The organism is Streptococcus sanguinis (assembly GCF_900475275.1).
Lineage (GTDB): Bacteria > Bacillota > Bacilli > Lactobacillales > Streptococcaceae > Streptococcus > Streptococcus sanguinis_N.
Map to the genome: position 1 here is coordinate 1,102,208 of NZ_LS483364.1, position 23,234 is coordinate 1,125,441.

Annotated in this window: 20 protein-coding genes, 3 tRNA genes and 2 pseudogenes; 23 read left to right on the forward strand and 2 right to left on the reverse strand. The window is 43.7% G+C overall.

Going from position 1 to position 23,234, the window contains the following annotated elements; all coding sequences use genetic code 11:
• Positions 1–6 precede the first annotated feature (6 nt).
• From DQM55_RS05695 to nt5e, 3 genes are all read left to right on the forward strand, one after another.
• Entirely contained in the window at positions 7–471 is a 465-nt protein-coding gene (locus tag DQM55_RS05695; protein WP_002895418.1) for an NUDIX hydrolase, read from the forward strand.
• Between the two features lie 12 nt (positions 472–483).
• Entirely contained in the window at positions 484–1,752 is a 1,269-nt protein-coding gene (locus DQM55_RS05700) for a dihydroorotase (protein ID WP_004191178.1), read from the forward strand.
• A 163-nt stretch (positions 1,753–1,915) separates the two neighbouring features.
• On the forward strand, positions 1,916–4,072 hold the full coding sequence (nt5e, locus tag DQM55_RS05705; RefSeq protein ID WP_111675774.1) for a cell surface ecto-5'-nucleotidase Nt5e: 2,157 nt from the start codon (positions 1,916–1,918) through the stop codon (positions 4,070–4,072).
• 39 nt (positions 4,073–4,111) lie between these two features.
• Here the strand turns inward: nt5e and plsY are convergent, their stop codons facing one another.
• Positions 4,112–4,762, reverse strand: a complete 651-nt coding sequence (gene plsY, locus DQM55_RS05710; protein WP_111675775.1) for a glycerol-3-phosphate 1-O-acyltransferase PlsY — start codon at positions 4,760–4,762, stop codon at positions 4,112–4,114.
• Positions 4,763–4,952: 190 nt separating this feature from the next.
• Between plsY and parE the strand changes: the two genes are divergently transcribed.
• From parE to DQM55_RS05790, 17 genes and pseudogenes are all read left to right on the forward strand, one after another.
• Positions 4,953–6,896 carry a DNA topoisomerase IV subunit B gene (gene parE, locus DQM55_RS05715; protein WP_111675776.1) on the forward strand — a complete coding sequence of 648 codons (1,944 nt, stop codon included), beginning with the start codon at positions 4,953–4,955 and terminating at the stop codon, positions 6,894–6,896.
• 18 nt (positions 6,897–6,914) lie between these two features.
• Positions 6,915–7,916 (forward strand): DNA cytosine methyltransferase, encoded by a 1,002-nt coding sequence (locus DQM55_RS05720; RefSeq protein WP_111675777.1) that lies wholly within the window; start codon positions 6,915–6,917, stop codon positions 7,914–7,916.
• Positions 7,913–8,719, forward strand: coding sequence for an Eco47II family restriction endonuclease (locus DQM55_RS05725; RefSeq protein WP_111675778.1), 807 nt, complete (start codon positions 7,913–7,915; stop codon positions 8,717–8,719). Before DQM55_RS05720 ends, DQM55_RS05725 begins: the two co-directional genes overlap by 4 nt.
• 34 nt (positions 8,720–8,753) lie before the next feature.
• Positions 8,754–9,029, forward strand: a pseudogene (locus DQM55_RS05730) (DUF6261 family protein); the annotation flags it as partial.
• Between the two features lie 26 nt (positions 9,030–9,055).
• Positions 9,056–9,226 carry a GNAT family N-acetyltransferase gene (locus DQM55_RS11830; RefSeq protein WP_231909455.1) on the forward strand — a complete coding sequence of 57 codons (171 nt, stop codon included), beginning with the start codon at positions 9,056–9,058 and terminating at the stop codon, positions 9,224–9,226.
• 12 nt (positions 9,227–9,238) lie between these two features.
• Positions 9,239–9,430 (forward strand): GNAT family N-acetyltransferase, encoded by a 192-nt coding sequence (locus tag DQM55_RS11835; RefSeq protein WP_231909456.1) that lies wholly within the window; start codon positions 9,239–9,241, stop codon positions 9,428–9,430.
• Positions 9,431–9,443: 13 nt separating this feature from the next.
• Positions 9,444–10,049, forward strand: coding sequence for a protein adenylyltransferase Fic (gene fic / locus DQM55_RS05740; RefSeq protein WP_111675779.1), 606 nt, complete (start codon positions 9,444–9,446; stop codon positions 10,047–10,049).
• 29 nt (positions 10,050–10,078) lie between these two features.
• On the forward strand, positions 10,079–10,615 hold the full coding sequence (locus DQM55_RS05745; protein WP_111675780.1) for a GNAT family N-acetyltransferase: 537 nt from the start codon (positions 10,079–10,081) through the stop codon (positions 10,613–10,615).
• Positions 10,616–10,631: 16 nt separating this feature from the next.
• The gene (locus DQM55_RS05750; RefSeq protein ID WP_111675781.1) at positions 10,632–11,450 is read left to right on the forward strand and encodes an aminoglycoside 6-adenylyltransferase; all 819 of its coding nucleotides are present in this window, start codon (positions 10,632–10,634) and stop codon (positions 11,448–11,450) included.
• 242 nt (positions 11,451–11,692) lie between these two features.
• Positions 11,693–14,143: a DNA topoisomerase IV subunit A gene (gene parC, locus DQM55_RS05755; protein WP_111675782.1), complete on the forward strand. Its 2,451-nt coding sequence runs from the start codon at positions 11,693–11,695 to the stop codon at positions 14,141–14,143.
• 168 nt (positions 14,144–14,311) lie between these two features.
• Positions 14,312–15,337, forward strand: a pseudogene (locus DQM55_RS05760) (branched-chain amino acid aminotransferase); the annotation flags it as partial.
• Between the two features lie 105 nt (positions 15,338–15,442).
• Entirely contained in the window at positions 15,443–15,673 is a 231-nt protein-coding gene (locus DQM55_RS05765) for a DUF2969 domain-containing protein (RefSeq protein ID WP_002895433.1), read from the forward strand.
• Between the two features lie 49 nt (positions 15,674–15,722).
• Positions 15,723–15,803: transfer RNA gene (locus tag DQM55_RS05770), tRNA-Tyr, on the forward strand.
• Between the two features lie 13 nt (positions 15,804–15,816).
• A tRNA-Gln gene (locus DQM55_RS05775) sits at positions 15,817–15,888 on the forward strand.
• 163 nt (positions 15,889–16,051) lie between these two features.
• Positions 16,052–17,254, forward strand: coding sequence for a 30S ribosomal protein S1 (rpsA, locus tag DQM55_RS05780; RefSeq protein WP_002897515.1), 1,203 nt, complete (start codon positions 16,052–16,054; stop codon positions 17,252–17,254).
• 87 nt (positions 17,255–17,341) lie between these two features.
• Positions 17,342–17,413: transfer RNA gene (locus tag DQM55_RS05785), tRNA-Arg, on the forward strand.
• A gap of 54 nt (positions 17,414–17,467) precedes the next feature.
• Complete coding sequence (locus DQM55_RS05790; RefSeq protein ID WP_111675783.1) at positions 17,468–17,884, forward strand: NUDIX hydrolase; 417 nt, start codon at positions 17,468–17,470, stop codon at positions 17,882–17,884.
• A gap of 44 nt (positions 17,885–17,928) precedes the next feature.
• On the opposite strand, the gene DQM55_RS05795 is transcribed toward DQM55_RS05790, so the two are convergent.
• On the reverse strand, positions 17,929–18,915 hold the full coding sequence (locus DQM55_RS05795) for an L-lactate dehydrogenase (RefSeq protein WP_002895436.1): 987 nt from the start codon (positions 18,913–18,915) through the stop codon (positions 17,929–17,931).
• A gap of 194 nt (positions 18,916–19,109) precedes the next feature.
• Here DQM55_RS05795 and gyrA point away from each other — a divergent pair, with 194 nt between their 5' ends.
• From gyrA to radC, 3 genes are all read left to right on the forward strand, one after another.
• The gene (gyrA, locus tag DQM55_RS05800; protein ID WP_231909457.1) at positions 19,110–21,569 is read left to right on the forward strand and encodes a DNA gyrase subunit A; all 2,460 of its coding nucleotides are present in this window, start codon (positions 19,110–19,112) and stop codon (positions 21,567–21,569) included.
• 14 nt (positions 21,570–21,583) lie between these two features.
• Entirely contained in the window at positions 21,584–22,339 is a 756-nt protein-coding gene (locus DQM55_RS05805) for a class A sortase (protein ID WP_111675785.1), read from the forward strand.
• Between the two features lie 154 nt (positions 22,340–22,493).
• A complete protein-coding gene (radC, locus tag DQM55_RS05810; protein WP_002900302.1) occupies positions 22,494–23,177 on the forward strand; it encodes a RadC family protein in 684 nt (227 codons plus the stop codon).
• Positions 23,178–23,234: the final 57 nt, after the last annotated feature.

The following is a 23,234-nucleotide window of genomic DNA, read 5'->3' on the forward strand; positions in this document are numbered from 1 at the left end:
GGTAGTATGGTTCAGTTAGCAACGATTTGTTATATCGATAATGGTCGAGAGTTTCTTATGTTGCATCGCAATAAAAAGCCCAATGATGTTCACGCTGGAAAATGGATCGGTGTCGGTGGCAAGCTAGAGCGTGGAGAAACCCCGCAGGAATGCGCTGCACGTGAGATTCTAGAGGAAACAGGTCTAAAGGCCAAGCCTGTTCTTAAAGGCGTTATCACTTTTCCAGAGTTTACTCCCAACTTGGACTGGTACACCTACGTCTTCAAGGTGACGGAGTTTGAGGGGGAATTGATTGACTGCAACGAAGGGACTTTAGAATGGGTGCCCTATGACCAGGTTTTGTCTAAACCAACTTGGGAAGGCGATCATACTTTTGTTGAGTGGCTTCTAGAAGACAAGCCTTTCTTTTCAGCAAAGTTTGTTTATGACGGGGATAAGCTGCTGGATACGCAGGTGGACTTTTACGAATAAGGAGATAAGACGATGCTATTAATCAAAAACGGACGAGTTATGGATCCTAAAACTGGTTTTGACCAAATTGCTGACCTCTTGGTTGAGGGGAAGAAAATCGTCAAAATCGGTCAAGATTTGCAGGCAGAAGGAGCAAAAGTGATTGACGCCAGTGGTTTGGTTGTGGCTCCAGGTTTGGTGGATATACATGTGCATTTCCGGGAGCCAGGCCAGACTCATAAGGAAGATATTCATACGGGGGCCTTGGCAGCAGCAGCAGGTGGTTTTACGACCGTTGTTATGATGGCCAATACCAATCCGACTATCTCTACGGTTGAAACTCTGAAAGAAGTACTGGAGTCGGCTAGTCGGGAAAATATCCATATCAAGTCGGTTGCAACAATTACAGAGAATTTTGATGGGCAGCATCTGACAGATTTCCAAGGTCTTTTGGCAGCTGGTGCAGTAGGTTTTTCTGATGACGGTATTCCGCTGACCAACGCTGGCATTGTCCGCCAAGCCCTCGTAGAAGCGCGTAAAAATAACACCTTTATCAGCTTGCACGAGGAAGATCCCAATCTCAACGGCATACTTGGTTTTAACGAGCATATTGCCAAAGAGCATTTTCATATCTGCGGCGCGACAGGTGTGGCAGAGTACAGCATGGTTGCCCGCGATGTTATGATTGCTTATGATGCCAAGGCTCATGTGCATATCCAGCATTTGTCCAAGGCTGAGAGTGTAAAGGTGGTGGAATTCGCTCAGAAGCTAGGCGCTCAAGTCACTGCTGAAGCAGCGCCTCAGCACTTCTCGAAGACAGAAGCTCTGCTATTGACAAAGGGCAGCAATGCTAAGATGAATCCGCCTCTGCGCTTAGAATCGGACCGTCTGGCGGTTATCGAGGGGCTCAAGTCTGGTGTCATTTCTGTCATTGCGACGGACCATGCTCCACATCATGCTGACGAGAAAAATGTAGCCGATATCACTCAGGCGCCTTCTGGTATGACTGGGCTTGAGACTTCGCTTTCTCTGGGACTGACCTACTTGGTAGAGGCTGGTCATCTGAGCTTGATGGAGCTTTTGGAGAAAATGACATTTAATCCAGCTCAGTTGTATGGTTTTGATGCTGGATTCATCGCTCAGGATGGTCCTGCTGATTTGACAATATTTGATCCAGAAGCAGATAGACTTGTGACTGACCACTTTGCCTCCAAGGCAGCCAATTCACCTTTTGTTGGTGAAAAGCTGAAAGGCCAAGTGAAGTTTACTATCTGTGATGGGGAAGTTGTCTTTAAAGGATAATGCAGATTAGACTCTGATGAATTTCAGGGTCTTTTTTAACACAGAAAATTTTCTAGTAATTTTCTGAAAAACCGAATGTTTGTTAAAATAGTAGTGGTTTAGTTCCTTTTTAAGCAAAAAAGATGTATAATATAACAAAATACTAAAGAGGAGTGTTCGTTATATGAAGAAGAAATTTTTCATCTTACCTGTTCTATCAACAGTGCTTTTGGCACCTGCTTTTTTGGCTCATCAAGTCTCTGCAGAAGAGGCACAGGCTAGTCCAGAGCCGGCAACGACTGAGTTGACCAATCAGCCAGCTGCTGAGACAGCTTCTGAAGCGCAACTAACTGCTCCAGCAGCTTCAGCAGAAGAAAAGCCAGCAGATAGTCAGAATACAGCTGCTCCAGCTGGTCCAGCTGCGACAGAAGCCGCTGCAGCACCAGCCCAGTCAGAAAATCTACCAGAGGCTACGATTCTCCATACTAACGATGTGCATGGTCGCATCGTAGAGGAAAAAGGCGTTATCGGTGATGCTAAGCTGGCAACTGTCATCAAGGAAGAGCGCGCTAAAAATCCTAAAGTGCTAGTTGTGGATGCGGGTGATGCCTTCCAGGGTCTGCCAATTTCCAATAGTTCAAAAGGGGAGGAACGTGCGAAAATCCTCAATGAAATTGGCTACGATGCTATGGCAGTCGGGAACCATGAGTTTGACTTTGGTCTAGATGAGGCAAAGAAATACAAGGAAATTCTTAAATTCCCACTTCTCAGCTCCAATACCTACGCTAATAATGCTCGAGTTTTCCAAGCCTCTACCATTGTAGACAAGGACCCAGCGGTTGAGGGAGATGAGTTTGTGGTAATCGGTGTGACAACACCAGAAACTTCTACAAAAACTCACCCTAAAAACATCCAAGGTGTGACCTTCACTGATCCAATCACAGAAGTTAATCGGGTTATTGACGAAATTGAAGCACGCGCAGCGGCAGAAGGAAAGAACTACAAAAACTACGTTGTTTTGGCTCACTTAGGTGTTGACACGACCACACCGACTGAGTGGCGCGGCTCAACATTGGCTGAAGCCCTTTCTAAAAATCCTAAGCTCAAAGGTAAGCGTGTAACCGTTATTGACGGCCACTCCCACACAGTAGAGTCTACCACTTATGGTGATAATGTAACTTACAACCAGACCGGTAGCTATCTACACAATATCGGAAAAGTGACTTTCAAGGCCAATCAGCTTCTGGGAAATCCTCAGCAAATCTCTGCTGAAACAGCTAAAAAAGTCGCTCCAGACCCAGTTGTAGCAGACATGGTCAGCAAGATTAAAGCTAGGTACGACGCAGATAATGCCAAGGTTATTGTGGCAAACAGTCCTGTAGAGCTTAATGGTGACCGTGAAAATGTCCGTGTTCGGGAAACCAATCTGGGTAATGTTGTAGCCGATGCTCTCTACGATTATGGTCAAACTGGCTTTGCCAATAAAACAGACCTGGCTGTTACTAACGGCGGTGGCCTGCGTGAAACTATTGCTAAAGACAAGCCAATCACCAAGGGAGATGTCATCGCCGTATTGCCTTTCGGGAACACTATTTCGCAAATCAAGGTAACTGGTCAAAACATCGCAGATATGTTTGCCAAATCTCTGGGCTCTATTCTTCAGGAAAAAGATGGCAAGCCTGTGCTGGATGAGAACGGACAACCCTTGCTAGAACCAAGCGGTGGTTACCTGCAAATCTCTGGGGCTAAAGTCTACTACGACACGACTCTGACAGCTAATCAGCGTGTCCTCCACATTGAGATTAAGAACAAAGAAACGGGTGTTTATGAGCCTCTTGATCCAAATAAGACCTACTATCTGACGACCAATGACTTCTTGGCTGCTGGTGGGGATGGCTATACCATGCTGGGTGGCCCTCGCGAGGAAGGACCATCTATGGATGTGGCCTTCGCAGACTATCTGGCAAAAGCTGATTTGACAGCCTATGCGGTTATCAATCCAAACTCACGCGCTATCTCTATTTCATCCACTAAGGATACAGATGGTGATGGCTACAAAGATATTGAAGAAATCAAGCAAGGAACGGATCCGGCTAATGCGGCTTCCTACCCAGCTGGCTCCAAAGCAGTTGATCCTGGAAAACAGGCAGCGCCACTGGTTAACACGCCAAATCAAACCAAGCAAGTAGCAGTTCATGTTGCCAAGACCTTCACTAAGGATCCTGCAGCTAAAGAACTGCCACAGACAGGCAGCGAATCAACAGTTGCCCTGAGCTTAGTTGGTATGGTTTTAGGATTCTTTGGATTGGCAGGAATCAAGAAAAGTCACAAAGAAGACTAGTTAGAAGACACAATAAAACGGAAGTTGTTCACTTCCGTTTTATTTCTTAGCCTCAGGATTTTGATGTGTGATATTCAAGCCCCAAGGGATTAAGTTTTCTTTTTTCTGCTTTATACGTTGGATATTGTCCTTGTGCCGGAGGATAATAATCAAGGCTAGCGCAATGATAATCAGAGTGAAGAAGAGGTCATAGTTGGGCAGGATAAAGCCGACTAGAGGAAAAAGCAGCGCCGACAGGATGGCGATAACTGCCGAAAGCACACTTGCCAGAGAAATCATACTTCCCAGATAAAGGATGCTGGCAAAGATAACAATCAGATAAATAAAGAAGGCTGGTGAGAAGCCCAGAACAACCCCTGCACTGGTTGCCACAGCCTTGCCGCCCTTAAAGCCAGCAAAGATAGGAAAAGTATGGCCAATCACAGCCAAGAGGCCAAAGATAAGCGGCGAAACTCCCTCAATATGCAAAAAGAAAGGCAGCAGGGTCGCTGCAGTTCCTTTGAGAAAGTCGATAGCAAAAGTAGCCGTTCCCGCGGTCTTTCCCAAAATTCGGAAAGTATTGGTCGTTCCGGTATTGCCGCTGCCGTATTCTCTCAGGTTCTTTTTAAAGAAAATTTGCCCAATCCAAAGTCCAGTCGGAATAGAGCCCAGTAAGTATGCTAGTATTAATCCAATTATCGTGTTCATCATGATTTTATTATACCATTATTTCGCTTTCTTACAATAGAAAAGGATAGAATTTATAGCAGGAAATGTCTACTCGGATATTGGATTGTTCTTCGTGTAAAATCAGTTCTTATCAGCAGTTTTTTCAAAAAAATCTTTGCAATATTTGCCAAAAACTTGTAAGATAGAAAAGATGAATCATTAGGAGGTTCTTGTGGCAAAAAAGGAAATCAATATTAACAATTATAATGACGATGCCATTCAGGTATTAGAAGGGTTGGATGCCGTCCGCAAGCGTCCAGGGATGTATATCGGATCGACCGACGGAGCTGGACTCCACCATCTGGTCTGGGAGATTGTGGACAATGCTGTTGATGAGGCCCTGTCAGGCTTCGGCGACCGGATCGATGTGACGATCAACAAGGACGGCAGTTTGACCGTCGCAGACCACGGACGCGGGATGCCAGTCGGCAAGCACGCTATGGGTATTCCTACGGTTGAAGTCATCTTCACCGTTCTCCACGCCGGTGGTAAGTTCGGCCAAGGTGGCTATAAGACCTCAGGTGGTCTCCACGGTGTAGGTTCCTCTGTTGTCAACGCCCTGTCCAGCTGGCTGGAAGTGGAAATCACGCGGGATGGGACTGTTTACAAGCAGCGCTTTGAAAATGGTGGGAAACCAGTCACTACGCTCAAGAAAATCGGCACTGCACCTAAGTCTAAGTCTGGGACCAAAGTGACCTTCATGCCGGATGATACGATTTTTTCAACGACAGACTTCAAGTACAACACCATTGCGGAGCGGCTTAAGGAATCAGCCTTCCTGCTCAAGAACGTCCGCCTATCGCTGACTGATGAGCGGACTGACGAAGAAGTAGAATTTCACTATGAAAACGGAGTTGAAGACTTTGTCAGCTACCTCAATGAAGACAAGGAAACCCTGACCCCTGTCCTCTATTTCGAGGGCGAAGAGAGCGGCTTCCAAGTTCAGGTGGCCCTTCAGTACAACGACGGCTACGCCGATAATATCCTATCCTTTGTCAATAATGTTCGCACCAAGGACGGCGGGACTCACGAGACGGGACTCAAGACCGCTATTACCAAGGCCATGAACGACTATGCCAGAAAGACCGGCCTGCTCAAGGAAAAGGACAAGAATCTAGAAGGATCGGACTACCGCGAAGGTTTGGCTGCTGTCCTGTCCATCCTGGTCCCTGAGGCGCACCTGCAGTTTGAGGGTCAGACCAAGGACAAGCTGGGCAGTCCTTTGGCTCGTCCGGCCGTGGACTCCATCGTCTCTGACAAGCTGACTTTCTTCCTCTTGGAAAATGGTGAGCTAGCTTCCAATCTCATCCGCAAAGCTATCAAGGCTAGAGATGCCAGGGAAGCAGCCCGTAAAGCACGTGACGAAAGCCGGAATGGCAAGAAGAATAAAAAAGACAAGGGCTTGCTCTCTGGTAAGCTGACTCCAGCCCAATCCAAGAATCCAGCCAAGAACGAACTCTATCTGGTCGAGGGAGACTCTGCCGGTGGTTCTGCCAAGCAAGGCCGTGACCGTAAGTTCCAAGCCATCCTGCCTCTGCGCGGTAAGGTTATCAATACTGCTAAGGCTAAGATGGCCGACATTCTCAAGAACGAAGAAATCAACACCATGATCTACACGATTGGAGCAGGTGTTGGGTCAGACTTTACCCTTGAGGATGCCAACTATGACAAGATCATCATCATGACCGATGCGGACACCGACGGTGCCCATATCCAGACCTTGCTGCTGACCTTTTTCTATCGCTATATGCGCCCGCTAGTCGAGGCTGGCCGCGTCTATATCGCCCTGCCGCCTCTCTACAAGATGTCCAAGGGCAAGGGCAAGAGCGAAGTCGTCGAGTATGCCTGGACCGATGGTGAGCTGGATGACCTGCGCCGCAAGTTTGGCAAGGGAGCTATGCTTCAGCGCTACAAGGGGCTCGGTGAAATGAACGCCGACCAACTCTGGGAGACAACCATGAATCCCGACACTCGCACCCTCATCCGTGTCACCATCGAAGACCTGGCTCGCGCCGAACGCCGCGTCAATGTCCTCATGGGCGACAAGGTCGAACCACGCCGCAAGTGGATTGAGGATAATGTCAAGTTTACGCTTGAGGAAGTAACAGTATTTTAAGAATAAGAGGAATAGTTATTGAAAGTCATAGAATTATTTGCAGGTGCTGGAGGTCTTGCGCTAGGTATTGAAAGAGCAGGCTTTGAGTCTATTGGTTTAATTGAATTTGATAAAGCTGCATCTGAAACATTAAAGAGTAATAGACCTGATTGGAATGTTATTCATGAGGATATTGAAAAAATTTCTCCCTTAAATTTAGAAGAATTATTCAATATAAGAAAAGGGGAGCTAGATTTACTCAGTGGAGGCGCACCATGTCAATCTTTTTCTTATGCAGGAAATCGTCTAGGACTTGAAGATGCCCGTGGCACTTTGTTTTATCACTATGCTGTATTTTTAGATAAACTACAACCCAAAATGTTTTTATTTGAAAACGTAAGAGGATTAGTTACACATGATAAAGGTAGAACATTTAGAACGATTATGGAAATTTTTGAGGCAGAAGGATATACTGTGCAATGGCGAGTGTTGAATGCTTGGGATTATGGTGTTGCTCAAAAACGTGAACGTATGATTATGGTTGGAATTAGAAATGACTTAACTGACAAAATAACTTTCGAGTATCCAGAACCTCATGATTATAAACCAGTGTTAAAGGATATTCTATTAGATTGTCCATCAAGTGTTGGTGCTCAATATTCAGATTATAAGAAAAAGATTTTTGAACTTGTACCACCTGGAGGTTATTGGAGAGACATTCCTGAAAATATTGCTAAAGAGTATATGAAATCTACTTGGGATATGGGAGGTGGAAGAACCGGGATTCTAAGACGAATGAGTTTGGATGAACCTTCTCTTACAGTTCTAACTTCACCAACTCAAAAACAAACCGAACGGTGTCATCCATTAGAATCTCGCCCATTTACTGTTAGAGAAAATGCTCGGATTCAAAGTTTCCCAGATGATTGGGAGTTTCAAGGTAGTGTTGGAAATCAATATAAACAAGTAGGTAATGCTGTTCCAGTTAATCTTGCTTATGAAGTAGGAAAAAAAATAAGAGAAAGTTTGGAGATGTTATGACTTGGCCGTTAAATTTTATCAGCGAAAAAGATTTTTATAATCATGTTAAAGCAACTATTGAAAAGTACGGAAAAAAGTTGCAATCATTTGATTTGAAACGTTTTAATAAAAATATCATTGATCCGATTAAATTGATTTTTGATAAAACTGTTTATCATAATTCATGGGATGAAATTATCAAAAGTGAAATTTTTCGTCAGCGTGATAAATCAAATAATAATGACATAGGTTATTTCCACCAAAAGATTTTCCGATATATAGAATATTGTAAAGTACCTAAAGAGGGATGGGACGTTATTTATAAAAATCCTAAAGGTACTACATTGCCAGATGGCTCAATTGTTAGTTCGATTTATGTTGAAATGAAAAATAAACATAATACGATGAATGCTGCTTCGTCTGGAAAAACGTTCATTAAGATGCAAAACCAAATTTTAAAAGATGATGATTGCGCTTGTTTTCTTGTAGAAGCTATTGCAAAAAAATCGCAAAATATTAAATGGGAACCTAAAGTAGACGGTAAGAAGATGGGACACAAATTTATACGTCGAGTCAGTCTTGACCAATTTTATGCTTTAGTTACAGGTCAAGATGATGCTTTCTACCAAATGTGTATGATTTTGCCAGAAGTTATTAAAAATGTTGTTTCAGAACTTGAAGATTCTACAACTCCATGTGATACAGTCTTTGAAGAAATTATTATCAATTCAGAAAAAGAAAATGCTGAAACAGAAGAATTAGCAATTTCTATGGCAATTTATATGTTAGGATTTCCAACTTATTTAGGATTTGATAATAAGTAATAGAGTTTTTAATAATTCAAATCATCACATTTTCGACAGTCTTGCTGCCGCTCAGAAGGCCTTTGAAAAGGTCTACAAGGAGCGACTGACTGAGATCAAGGGCAAGACACCAAGCCAAAATAAGAACGTCCGCCTCAAGCTGCAAGAAATCTATGATTTTCTAGTGGATTTCACTGCAATCATTGCCTACGCTTATCCTGAAAGAACTCACGTGGTCAATCTCCACGACCACCTCAACACCATCCGCAGCCGCTACAAAAAACGTAAACCTACTAAGAAGGTAACGGAAGCAGTGGGGAGTGTTAATTAAGTCTGACAGATTTGGAGGAATAGAAGATGATTATCAGACCTGCAAGCAGAAAAGATTGTCAAGCTATTTATAGCCTTTATCAAAGTGAAAAATGGCTTTCTTTTACAGAGGAAAAAGTGACATCTCTATTTTCAACAAATCTGTCTCATTACTTGGTGCTTGAAGAGGACCAGAAAATCCTTGGCTTTGCCCGTTAACTGACGGATGAAGTGCTGACGACCTTTTTAGCTGAAATAATTATTGATAAATCCCACCGCAGAAAAGGACTGGGACAGCAGCTGATTGAGGAGATCCACAAAAAATATCCTTTGACACGGATTGAATTAATATCTGAAGCAGATGGATTTTATCGGGCAGTAGGTTTTAAGCCTGTTGGTACAGGATTTAGAAAATCTGAATGAGAGGAGCAAGCCAATGACGCTTGACAATAAACTGGGTCTGACGGATTCGCTTGAACTAGCCAAGATGGAAGAAAAAATCAGCAAGACCCGAGCTAAAGAGCTTTTTGAAGAGCAGCTTCTGGACGATAAAGCAGCTGGCACCTATGCCACTCTGGCCTTTATTCATGCTTTCTTGTTTGAAGAAATTTATGACTTCGCTGGCCGGATTCGGACAGTCAATCTCTCCAAAGGGAATTTTCGCTTTGCGCCTGTCATGTATCTGGCAGCTTCCTTGGAAAATGTTGACCGCATGCCTCAGCAGACCTTTGATCAGATTGTCGAAAAGTATGTGGAGCTAAATATTGCCCATCCTTTCCGCGAGGGAAATGGTAGGAGCATGAGGCTTTGGCTGGACCACCTACTAAAGGCTGAGCTGGGGCAAGTCGTGGACTGGTCTCAAGTAGATAAGGAAGATTACCTTTTGGCTATGGAGCGCAGCCCCATTCGAGATACAGAAATCAAGCATGTCCTCAAGCAAGCCCTCACAAAGGACATTCATAACCGCAACCTCTATATGAAGGGCATTGACCATAGTTACTACTATGAAGGCTATAGCCTATATAAAGCTGAGGAGTTGTGAGATAAGAAAGTTTGCAAAGGAGTGATTAGATGACTATTCTTGAAACAGACCGTCTCATCTTGCGAGACTTGCAGGAATCTGATTTGCCGGCTTTGATTGCTATGAATCAGGATTCGGATGTCATGCAGTATTTCCCAAAGCCATATAGTCAAGCGGAGTCCTTGCGGCTTTATCAGGGTATTCAAGATGAAGTTAAAGCTTATGGCTACAGTCTTTGGGCTGTTGAAGAAAAGTCCAGTCAGGAGTTTATCGGCTTGGTAGGTCTGCACCATTCGGATTTACAGATTTTCGCTGGAAAAGAAGCAGTAGAAATCGGCTGGCGTCTGCGAAAAGAGTTTTGGAATCGTGCTTATGCGACGGAGGCTGCCCAAACCTGTCTAGACTTTGCTTTTCAGCAAGCTGGCTTGTCAGAAGTTTACTCTTTTACATCCTTACTCAATCTTCCTTCGCAAAAAGTCATGCAAAAGCTAGGCATGGAATTTGTCAAAGAATTTGATAATGAAAAAGTTCCAGCAGACAGTCCCCTTTATAGACATGTCCTCTACAGAATCAAGAGTTTTCACTAAAAAGGTAGGTGTTTCCATGAGAACTGAAACCGAGATGTTTGATGTGATTTTGCAAACCGCAAAAGTGCTACAAGTTGACGCTGTCGCTATGTCTGGCTCGCGGACAAATCCAAATGCTCCCAGAGACGAGTTCCAAGACTATGATGTAGTCTACATTGTGGAGGATTTGGATGGTCTAATAGCCGACCTTGCTTGGTTGGAAGGATTTGGCAAGCGCATGATTGAGCAGCATGTCCTACTAGACCATCGCCGCCTCTATCTCATGCTCTTTGGAGATGGCAATAGGATAGATTTGACTCTTTGTCCTAAGGAATACATCAAAGAGTGGGTGGATAGCGAAGCGGATTTCACGGTGTTGGATGACCCGCAGGGGCTGTTTGCTCCTCACGCACCGACACCCAAGCGCTATTGGACGGCACCAGCCAGTGCGACTGACTTTGACAAATCCTGTAATGAATTCTGGTGGGTCTCAGCCTATGTGGTCAAGGGCATTCATCGAAACCACCTGGTCTATGCGACGGATCATCTGTATGGAATCTGTCAGCAAGAATTGCTCAAGCTTTTTGCTTGGCAAGTGGCAGCGGATAAGGGAACTGTCGATGTTGGCAAGAACTACAAGTACCTCTTTCATTATTTGCCTTCTGAGAAAGAGAAAGAATTTACAGCCTTACTTGACTTTTCTGACCAGAAAAGCCTCACCAAGTCTTTCTTAGCTACTATGCACTTTTTCCACAAGGAAGCACAAGCCTTCTCTCTCAAAACTGGCTTCCACTATGACAAAGTAACTGCAGAGAAGATGATTGAGTATGCTGAGGCAAGACTTCCCAATTACTGACTAAATAAAGAACGTAATTTAAAACATTAAACTACAGAAAGGATAGTTTGGTTACTTATAGTAACTGAACACGGGACTAATTTCCGTAAAATATCCTTTATTTTATAAAAAACTACTCTACATTCTTTGAAAGGAGTTGAACACGCCCTAAATACTGTGTGAAAAAGATAAATTCTCTTGTGAGCATCGCTCACTGCAAGAATTTCCTATTTTCGCTTTGTATTTTACGGGCTTAGTATCCTATGAGTAACATTCAAAACATGTCCCTTGAGGACATCATGGGAGAGCGTTTTGGTCGCTACTCCAAATACATTATTCAAGAGCGGGCCTTGCCGGACATTCGCGATGGCTTGAAGCCTGTGCAGCGCCGTATTCTTTATTCCATGAACAAGGATGGCAATACCTTTGACAAGGGCTACCGCAAGTCTGCCAAGTCTGTCGGGAACATCATGGGGAATTTCCACCCCCACGGTGACAGTTCCATCTACGATGCCATGGTTCGTATGTCTCAGGACTGGAAAAACCGTGAGATTCTCGTTGAGATGCACGGGAACAATGGCTCAATGGACGGTGATCCACCGGCGGCTATGCGTTATACTGAGGCGCGCCTGTCTGAGATGGCTGGCTATCTTTTGCAGGATATCGAGAAAGATACCGTTCCTTTTGCTTGGAACTTCGACGATACCGAGAAGGAGCCGACTGTTCTGCCAGCAGCCTTTCCTAATCTCTTGGTCAATGGTGCAACTGGAATTTCTGCTGGTTATGCGACGGATATTCCACCTCATAATCTAGCTGAAGTCATTGACGCGGTCATCTATATGATTGACCATCCGTCTGCCAAGGTCGACAAACTTATGGAGTTTCTGCCTGGTCCAGACTTCCCGACAGGAGCTATTGTCCAAGGTCGTGATGAGATTAAGAAAGCCTACGAGACTGGTAAAGGTCGCGTCGTAGTCCGCTCCAGAACTGAGATTGAAAAGCTGAAAGGCGGAAAAGAGCAAATAGTTATCACCGAGATTCCTTACGAGATTAATAAAGCGGTCTTAGTCAAGAAGATTGACGATGTGCGGGTCAACAACAAGGTGGCCGGCATTGCTGAGGTGCGGGACGAATCCGACCGTGACGGTCTTCGCATTGCCATTGAGCTCAAGAAAGACGCCAATACCGAGCTGATTCTCAACTACCTTTTCAAGTACACTGATTTGCAAGTCAATTATAACTTCAACATGGTGGCAATCGACAACTTCACGCCTCGTTTGGTGGGGATTGTACCAATCTTGACCAGTTATATTGCCCACCGCAAGGAGATTATTCTGGCTCGCAGCCGTTTTGACAAGGCCAAGGCTGAGAAACGACTTCATATCGTGGAAGGACTGATTCGGGTGCTTTCCATCTTGGACGAGGTGATTGCCCTGATTCGTGCTTCAGAAAACAAAGCAGACGCCAAGGAAAATCTTAAAGTCAGCTATGATTTCACTGAGGAGCAGGCTGAGGCTATCGTCACTCTCCAACTCTACCGTTTGACAAATACAGACGTCGTGGTTCTGGAAGAGGAAGAAGCAGAGCTGCGCGAGAAGGTTGCGATGCTGGCAGCCATTATCGGCGATGAGCGAACTATGTATAACCTCATGAAGCGAGAGCTCCGCGATGTCAAGAAGAAGTTCGGCAATCCGCGTCTCAGTGAGCTGCAGAATACAGCAAACGCCATCGAGATTGATACAGCTAGTCTCATCGTTGAGGAAGAAACCTATGTCAGCGTGACACGTTCTGGCTATATCAAGCGAACCAGTCCGCGTTCTTTCTCAGCTTCGACCCTAGAGGAGATGGGCAAGCGTGACGATGACCGACTGATTTTCGTCAGCCCAGCCAAGACAACCCAGCATTTATTGATTTTTACCAGCCTGGGAAATGTTATTTACCGGCCTGTTCATGAGCTGTCAGACATCCGCTGGAAAGAAATAGGAGAACACCTCAGTCAGACTATCAGCAACTTTGATACCAAGGAAGAGGTTATCTATACAGAATTGCTGGACAGCTTTGAGGAGGGCACTTACTTTGCAGCGACCAAGTTAGGTCAAATCAAGCGTGTAGAGCGCAAGGAATTCAGTCCTTGGCGGACCTACAAGTCCAAATCGCTTAAGTTTGCTAAACTAAAAAATGAAGACGACCAGGTCATTGCTCTAGCACCGATTAAGCTGGATGATGTTATGCTCGTGACCAAGAATGGCTATGCCCTTCGCTTCAATATTGAGGAAGTTCCTGTCATCGGAGCTAAGGCAGCTGGGGTTAAAGCCATCAATCTCAAGAAAGACGATGTTCTAGCGGCAGCCTTTATCGCCAACACAGACTCGCTCTACCTCCTAACTCAGCGCGGTTCGCTCAAGCGTATGGCAGTAGCAGATATTCCTGTTACCAGTCGGGCAAATCGCGGCCTTCAGGTTCTAAGAGAGCTTAAGGCCAAGCCACATCGTGTCTTTGCAGCTGGACCTGTCTTTGGCGAAACAGTGGACTTTGATCTCTTCACAACAGAAGCAGAAGCCAGTGAGGAGCAGATTTTGCAGGTGCTTTCTAATAAAGGAACGGCCTATGAAATCAATCTGGCCGACCTCAGCTTGTCTGAGAGAACTAGCAACGGTAGCTTCATTTCTGATACCATTTCAGACGAAGAAGTCTTCTCAGCTTATATCAAGTAATCATCAAACCAGTTCGCGGGAGCTGGTTTTTTCAATTTCTATGAGTTTGATAGCGGAACAAAAGATCAGATAACAAAATTTTCTGAAAATTGAAAATAATACTTGAAAATATCTTAAAAAGGTGTAAAATAGGGAGTATCTAAAAATGAAGTTTGGAAGAAGAGGAGAAAGACAATGACTGTAAATCTTGACTGGGAAAATCTAGGATTCTCATATATGAAACTGCCTTATCGCTACATAGCATACTATCGCAACGGCCAGTGGGAAGAAGGAACGTTAACAGAGGACGCTACGCTCCATATCTCTGAGTCGTCTCCTAGCCTTCACTACGGCCAGCAGGCTTTTGAGGGGCTTAAGGCTTATCGAACTAAGGATGACAGTATTCAGCTTTTCCGTCCAGATAAAAATGCGGAACGTTTACAGCAGACAGCTGATCGCTTGCTCATGCCGCAAGTTCCTACAGAAATGTTTGTGGATGCAGTTAAGCAGGTTGTCCGAGCTAATGAAGAATATGTACCACCATACGGAACAGGCGGAACCCTTTATATTCGGCCTCTCTTGATTGGAGTTGGCGATATTATTGGCGTGAAACCAGCTGAAGAATACATTTTCACTATCTTTGTAATGCCAGTCGGCAATTACTTCAAAGGCGGTCTGACTCCGACTAACTTCATTGTGTCAGATGACTATGATCGCGCGGCACCGCACGGAACTGGTGCGGCAAAAGTTGGAGGGAATTACGCTGCTAGCTTATTACCCGGAAAGATTGCTAAGGATAAGCATTTCTCTGATGTGATTTATCTGGATCCAGCAACCCATACTAAGATTGAAGAGGTGGGATCTGCCAACTTTTTTGGTATCACAAAGGATAATGAGTTTGTAACACCGCTCAGTCCGTCTATCTTGCCATCCATCACCAAGTACTCTTTGCTTTATCTGGCAGAGCATAGACTAGGGCTCAAACCTATTGAAGGAGATGTTCCTCTGGCAGACTTAGGTAAATTTACTGAAGCGGGAGCTTGTGGAACAGCAGCGGTTATTTCTCCTATTGGTGGTATACAGCACGGTGACGATTTCCATGTCTTTTATAGCGAGACAGAAGTCGGGCCAGTCACTCGCAAGCTATATGACGAATTAACTGGTATTCAATTCGGCGATGTTGAAGCGCCAGAAGGTTGGATTGTAAAAGTATAATCTAAAAACTGTCCTTGATTGGGCAGTTTTTCTGTGATTCTAGCCTAAGATAGCTTGCGCACTCAGCTATTTTCGTGTACAATAGAAATTTGAAAGAGGTAAGTTATGAGTAAGAAAGACAAAAAAATTGAAATTCAAATCACAGACAGTAAAGTGAAGGTCGGAGCAGACCAATTTGACGGTTATAGTCTTGCTATTGGCAAAAAGGTTATTGGTGAGATTGCCGAGCTAGATGGCCAGTTTGCAATCATCAAAAATGGAAATGCTGAAAGTTTTTATAAAAAACTTGAAAGAGCTGTGGAAACTTTGATTGAAACCTATAATTTAAGCAAATAGGGCTTGCATTTTCATTGTATCAATGTTATAATAGATAGCGTTGATTGTCGGAGAGATAGCGAAGAGGCTAAACGCGGCGGACTGTAAATCCGCTCCTTCGGGTTCGGGGGTTCGAATCCCTCTCTCTCCATTCTTTATATTAATGGGGTATAGCCAAGCGGTAAGGCAAGGGACTTTGACTCCCTCATGCGTTGGTTCGAATCCAGCTACCCCAGTTCTTAGGTAATAGATCTGATAAAATAATAAAATGTCTTCTGGTGTTTTATTTCTTTATAGGATGAAAATCGTTAACGATAGATCAATGTCATTTGCGGGTGCTTAGGAAAATAAATAAGTAGTATGTCAAGCGAAAGCTTGATTGTTGGAGGATTTTTTTAGATGAATGAATTTGAAGATTTGCTAAACAGTGTTAGCCAAGTTGAGCCAGGTGACGTCGTTACTGCTGAAGTATTGACTGTTGACGCTAACCAAGCTAATGTTGCAATCGCTGGAACTGGTGTTGAAGGTGTTTTGACTCTTCGTGAGTTGACAAATGACCGCGACGCTGATATCAACGACCTTGTAAAACCAGGTGAAACACTTGAATTGCTTGTTCTTCGTCAAGTAGTGGGTAAAGATACAGACACAGTAACTTACCTGGTATCTAAAAAACGTTTGGAAGCTCGCAAAGCTTGGGACAAATTGGTTGGTCGTGAAGAAGAAGTTGTCACTGTTAAGGGCACTCGTGCTGTTAAAGGTGGACTTTCAGTTGAGTTTGAAGGACTTCGTGGATTTATCCCTGCTTCAATGCTTGATACTCGTTTCGTTCGTAACACTGAGCGTTTTGTAGGTCAAGAGTTTGATGCTAAGATCAAAGAAGTAGATCCAAAAGAAAACCGCTTCATCCTTTCACGTCGTGAGGTTGTAGAAGCTGAAGCTGCAGCGGCACGTGCTGAAGTCTTTGGTAAGTTGAATGTTGGTGATATTGTAACTGGTAAAGTTGCTCGTATTACTAGCTTCGGTGCTTTCATTGACCTTGGCGGAGTTGATGGATTGGTTCACTTGACTGAATTGTCACATGAACGCAACGTATCACCTAAGTCTGTTGTATCAGTTGGTGATGAAATTGAAGTGAAAGTTCTTGATTTGAACGAAGAAGAAGGACGCGTATCCCTCTCTCTTAAAGCAACAACACCTGGACCATGGGATGGCGTTGAGCAAAAACTTGCTGCAGGTGATGTGATTGAAGGAACTGTAAAACGTTTGACTGATTTCGGTGCTTTCGTTGAAGTATTGCCAGGTATCGATGGATTGGTTCACATCTCACAAATTTCACACAAACGTGTTGAAAGCCCTAAGGATGCCCTTAAGGTTGGTCAAGAAGTAACTGTTAAGGTTCTTGAAGTGAATGCTGCTGATGAGCGTGTATCACTTTCTATCAAGGCTCTTGAAGAACGTCCAGCTCAAGAAGAAGGACAAAAAGATGAGAAACGCCAATCACGTCCTCGTCGTCCAAAACGTCAAGAAAAACGTGACTTTGAACTTCCAGAAACTCAAACTGGATTCTCAATGGCTGATTTGTTTGGCGATATTGAATTGTAATTAGTTAAAAGAAGTTGAGAAATCTCAACTTCTTTTTCTGATTTTCACTTGTATTTTCAGAGAAAATCAGTTATAATGAATTAGTTGCCACCCTTAGTGTAATGGATATCACGCAAGATTCCGGTTCTTGAGATGGGAGTTCGATTCTCTCAGGGTGGATGACTTTAAATTGGACTCTTCGGAGTCTTTTTTTCTTTCTTGGAGGAGAATGCAATGATAGTAAAATTAATCGCTCATACCTTAATCGAGAAAGAGGGGAAGTATTTGCTTATCAAACGCTCTAAGATAAAGCGAGGTCTTCCTAATGTCTATCCATCTTATTGGGATATTCCAGGCGGAAGTGTAGAAGAGAATGAACTGCCTAGAGAGGCAGCTCTACGTGAGGCTATGGAGGAGGTTAATCAAAAGATTCGGATTGATAAGATTATCCATGAAGATAGTCAGTTTGATGCTAGCAAAGATACTGTTTTCACACGCTTAGTTTATGCTGGCAAGATTTTGGAAGAGCGTGATATTATATTGGATTCAGAAGAGCATACAGACTTTGTCTGGATTTCTTCTTTAGAAGACATGGATAGCGAGCTCATCGTACCTTATTTGTTTGATATTTTTGCTGACAAATCTATATAAAACAACTAAAAAACATCCCCTTTTATTAGGAGATGTTTTTTAAATTAGTTTTTAGATGCTTCTTGGAATTCTGGATTCTTCCATGCTTCATCAATAATTGCTTGCAATTCTTTAGCAGAAGCTTGCATTTTTTGAGTCTCAGCATCGTTAAGTGGGATGTTTACTGGGCGTACAATACCGTGTGCACCAACGATAGCAGGTTGACCAATGAAGACATTTTCAACACCGTATTGTCCTTCTTGGAAGACTGACAATGGCAATACTGCATTTTCATCGTCAAGGATAGCTTTTGTGATACGAGCCAAAGCAACCGCGATTCCGTAGTAAGTTGCTCCTTTTTTGTTGATGATTGAGTATGCTGCGTCACGGACGGAGATGAAAAGATCAACCAAGTCTTGTTCGTTCAAGTCGCGGTTAGCTTGCAACCATTGCTCCAATTTGACACCTGCAACGTTAGCATGTGACCAAACCGCAAACTCAGAGTCACCGTGCTCACCCATGATGTAGGCATGGACAGAACGAGCATCAATACCAATCTTTTCAGCAAGAGCTTGACGGAAGCGAGCTGAGTCAAGTGAAGTACCTGAACCGATAACACGCTCTTTAGGGAAACCAGAGAATTTCCAAGTTGAGTAAGTCAAAACGTCAACTGGGTTAGCAGCAACGAGGAAGATACCGTTGAAGCCTGATTCTACGACTTGAGTAACGATAGATTTGTTGATAGCCAAGTTTTTACCAACAAGGTCAAGGCGAGTTTCACCTGGTTTTTGAGGTGCACCTGCAGTGATAACAACGAGGTCAGCATCCGCACAGTCTGCATAAGTAGCTGCATAGATTTTTTTAGGTGAAGTGAAAGCAAGGGCGTGGCTAAGGTCTTCAGCATCACCGACAGCCTTTTCAAATAATTGAGGAATTTCAATGATACCAAGTTCTTGAGCAATACCTTGGTTTACAAGAGCAAATGCGTAAGATGAACCTACAGCACCGTCACCGACAAGGATGACTTTTTTATGTTGTTTAGTAGCAGTCATTTCTAAACATCTCCTTATTTTTTTAGGGAATATTTCCCGTACATATTCATTCTACCACTTTTGCCATATTTTGTCACGGTCAACTTGTGTATCTAGCGATGTAAACGTTTTTACAAACGGTTCAAAATACTGAAAAATTAAAGAAAATGTGGTATAATAAAGGGTAGTTTAATATGAAAGAAAGGCATTTTTTAATGCAAGACAGAAACTTAGTAAATGTTAATCTGACTAGTGAAATGAAGACTAGTTTCATTGATTACGCGATGAGCGTTATCGTGGCTCGGGCACTTCCAGATGTTCGTGATGGTCTAAAGCCAGTTCACCGTCGGATTCTCTATGGTATGAATGAGCTGGGCGTGACACCTGAGAAGCCTCACAAGAAATCAGCTCGTATCACAGGGGATGTCATGGGTAAGTATCACCCGCATGGTGACTCTTCTATTTATGAAGCGATGGTGCGGATGGCTCAATGGTGGAGCTACCGCTATATGCTTGTAGATGGCCATGGAAACTTCGGTTCTATGGACGGAGACGGGGCTGCTGCTCAACGTTATACAGAAGCACGTATGAGCAAGATTGCTCTTGAGATGCTTCGCGATATTAATAAAAACACTGTTGATTATATTGACAACTATGATGCCAGCGAGAGAGAGCCTGTAGTTCTTCCTGCTCGCTTCCCTAACTTGCTTGTAAACGGTGCGACAGGGATTGCAGTTGGGATGGCGACAAATATCCCACCGCATAATCTTGGTGAGTCTATTGATGCTGTTAAGCTTGTCATGGACAATCCGGAAGCAACCACTCGCGATATCATGGAAGTCCTGCCTGGACCAGATTTTCCGACAGGAGCACTGGTTATGGGCAAGTCCGGTATTCACCGGGCTTATGAAACAGGGAAGGGTTCGATTGTTCTTCGTTCTCGCACTGAAATCGAAGAGATGAAAAATGGCCGTGAGCGAATTGTCGTAACTGAGTTTCCATACATGGTTAATAAGACTAAGGTTCATGAGCATATTGTTCGTCTGGTGCAGGAAAAACGCATTGACGGTATCACAGCTGTTCGTGATGAGTCCAATCGTGAAGGGGTCCGTTTTGTCATTGAGGTTCGCCGTGATGCCTCTGCTCATGTCATTCTAAATAACCTTTTCAAGCTGACTCAGATGCAGACCAATTTCAGCTTCAATATGCTGGCTATTCAAAATGGTGTGCCGAAGATTCTGTCTCTTCGTGAGATTTTGTTGGCTTATATTGAGCACCAAAAGGAAGTGGTGACTCGACGGACGGTCTTCGATAAAGAAAAGGCAGAAGCTCGAGCTCATATCTTGGCTGGTTTGCTGATTGCGTTGGATCACATTGATGAAGTGATTCGCATTATCCGTAATAGCGAGACGGACGCAGAAGCACAGGCTGAATTGATGGCTAAGTTTGAACTGTCTGAGCGCCAGAGTCAGGCTATCCTTGATATGCGTCTTCGTCGTCTGACTGGTTTGGAACGTGATAAGATTCAGTCAGAGTACGACGAGCTGATTGCTTTGATTGCAGACTTGGCTGATATCTTGGCTAAGCCAGAGCGCGTTATCGCTATTATCAAGGAAGAGTTAGACGAGGTCAAACGTAAATTTGCGGATGACCGCCGAACTGAGCTGATGGTGGGAGAAGTTCTTTCTCTTGAAGATGAAGATTTGATTGAGGAAGCGGATGTTTTGATTACCCTGTCTAATAAAGGCTATATCAAACGTCTGAATCAGGCTGAATTTACCGCTCAGAAACGCGGAGGCCGCGGTGTTCAAGGAACTGGTGTCAAAGACGATGACTTCGTCAAAGAGCTTGTTTCAACGAGTACCCACGATAGACTGCTCTTCTTTACCAATAAAGGTCGAGTCTATCGTCTCAAAGGATATGAAATCCCTGAGTACGGCCGGACAGCCAAGGGCTTGCCAGTGGTCAATCTCTTGAAACTGGATGAAGGTGAGACTATTCAGACCATTATTAATGTCCAGCAAGATCGCAGTGATGATTCCTATCTCTTCTTTACTACCCGTCATGGGGTGGTCAAACGGACCAGTGTAACGGAATTTGCTAATATTCGTCAGAATGGTCTTAAGGCTTTGAATTTGAAAGATGAAGACGAGTTAATTAATGTCTTTCTGACGGACGGCGCTTCAGACGTTATCATTGGTACTAAGTTTGGTTATTCTGTCCGCTTCAATGAGACAGCTGTCCGGAGCATGAGCCGTATAGCGACTGGTGTTCGCGGAGTCAATCTTCGAAAGGGGGACCAGGTCGTTGGAGCTGGTGTGATTGCTGAGGGAGACGAAGTGCTTGTCATCACCGAAAAAGGCTATGGTAAGCGTACTCTTGCCAGCGAGTATCCAACCAAGGGCCGTGGTGGTAAAGGGATTAAAACAGCCAATATCACTGATAAGAATGGACCTCTTGCTGGTCTGATGACAGTTACTGGCGAGGAAGATTTGATGATTATCACTAATACAGGTGTCATCATTCGGACCAGTGTGGCGAATATTTCTCAGACAGGCCGCTCAACCATGGGAGTTAAGGTCATGCGTCTGGACCAAAATGCACAGATTGTCACCTTTACAAGCGTCGAAGCAGACGATAAAGAAGATGTAGCAGAGGAAGAAAACGAATCGTAAAAGAGGACCTCTATATGGTACAAGGAAAAAGAAGTCGAAAAAGAAAACAGAGAAGCAAAAGAAATATTTTTATCAATATTGTTGCGACATTATTAATTATTGTGGCTCTGGGCTTAATCTTTAATGCGCAAATTCGAAACATGATTATGGTTTGGCATACCAACCAATATCAGGTCAGCAAGGTTTCCAAAGACTCTATTAATAAAAATAAAAATGCTGAGACTAGCTTTGATTTTAATAAGGTAGAGTCGCTTTCTACAGAAGCAGTTATCAATGCTCAGTGGAAAGCCCAGCAACTGCCTGTTATCGGAGGTATCTCAATTCCAGAAGTATCCATGAATTTGCCGATCTTCAAAGGGCTGGATAATGCTGGATTGTATTATGGTGCTGGTACGATGAAAGAGACCCAGCAGATGGGGCAGGGGAATTATGCCTTGGCTAGCCACCATGTCTTTGGCATCACAGGGGCTAGCAACATGCTCTTTTCCCCACTGGATCGTGCTAAGGCTGGCATGAAGATCTATATCACTGATAAAGAGCATGTCTATACTTATGTAATCACTAGTGTTGAAACGGTAACTCCAGATCGAACGGATTTGATTGAGGATACCGAAGGCGTTACAGAGATTACTTTGGTTACTTGTGAGGATGCTGCGGCAACCAACCGGACTATTGTCAAGGGAACGTTAGAAGGCTCTGTCGAGTATGATAAGGCTCCTAAGGAAGTTCTTGAATCTTTCAGTAAGTCCTATAACCAAATGCAGATTTAAATGCAAAAGGCTAAAAAAATTTCACTCCAAAGGTTAGAAAGAACTCTAATTTTTGGAGTTTTTTTATCTAAAATTTGTTCTGGACGAAAGATTTTTGGTATCTATTCTTGCTGATTTTGACTCTTTTTCCGAATAATAAGGTAAGGAGGTTTCTATGTATAGCATTTCATTTCAAGATGATATTAGCATGATGCCGCGGGAGCGATTGATGAGAGAAGGCGCTGAAAAACTCAGTAATCAGGAGCTTCTATCAATCTTTCTCAGGACAGGCAACAAAAAAGAAACTGTTTTTCAAGTTTCTCAAAGAATTTTATCATCAATTTCCAGTTTGAACGATCTCAAGTATTTAACTTTGCAGGAATTGCAGACTATTTCTGGAATCGGTCCGATTAAGGCTGTGGAGCTGCAAGCCATTATCGAATTAGGCCGTCGGATTAACCGAGCAGAGGTTCTGCAGAAAGAGCAGATTATGGGCAGTCAAAAATTAGCCCAGAAGATGCAGCAAGAACTTGGAGATATGAGGCAGGAGTGCTTGGTTGCTATTTATCTTAATAGTCAAAATCAAATTCTGCACCAGCAGACTATTTTTATGGGGACTGTCAGCAGAAGCATTGCTGAGCCGAGAGAAATTCTCCACTACGCTCTTAAGCATCTGGCGACATCTATCATACTGGTACACAATCATCCATCAGGCTCAGTCGTTCCTAGTAGAAACGACGATGAGGTGACCCAGCATATGAAAGAAGCATGTGAGATGATGGGCTTGGTCCTTTTGGATCATTTGATTGTGTCCAAGTCCAACTACTATAGCTATCGAGAGGAGACAGATATGATATAATTTGGTTTACTTGAATATAAAAAAACTTCTATTCGTGTAGAACAGAAGTATATCTAG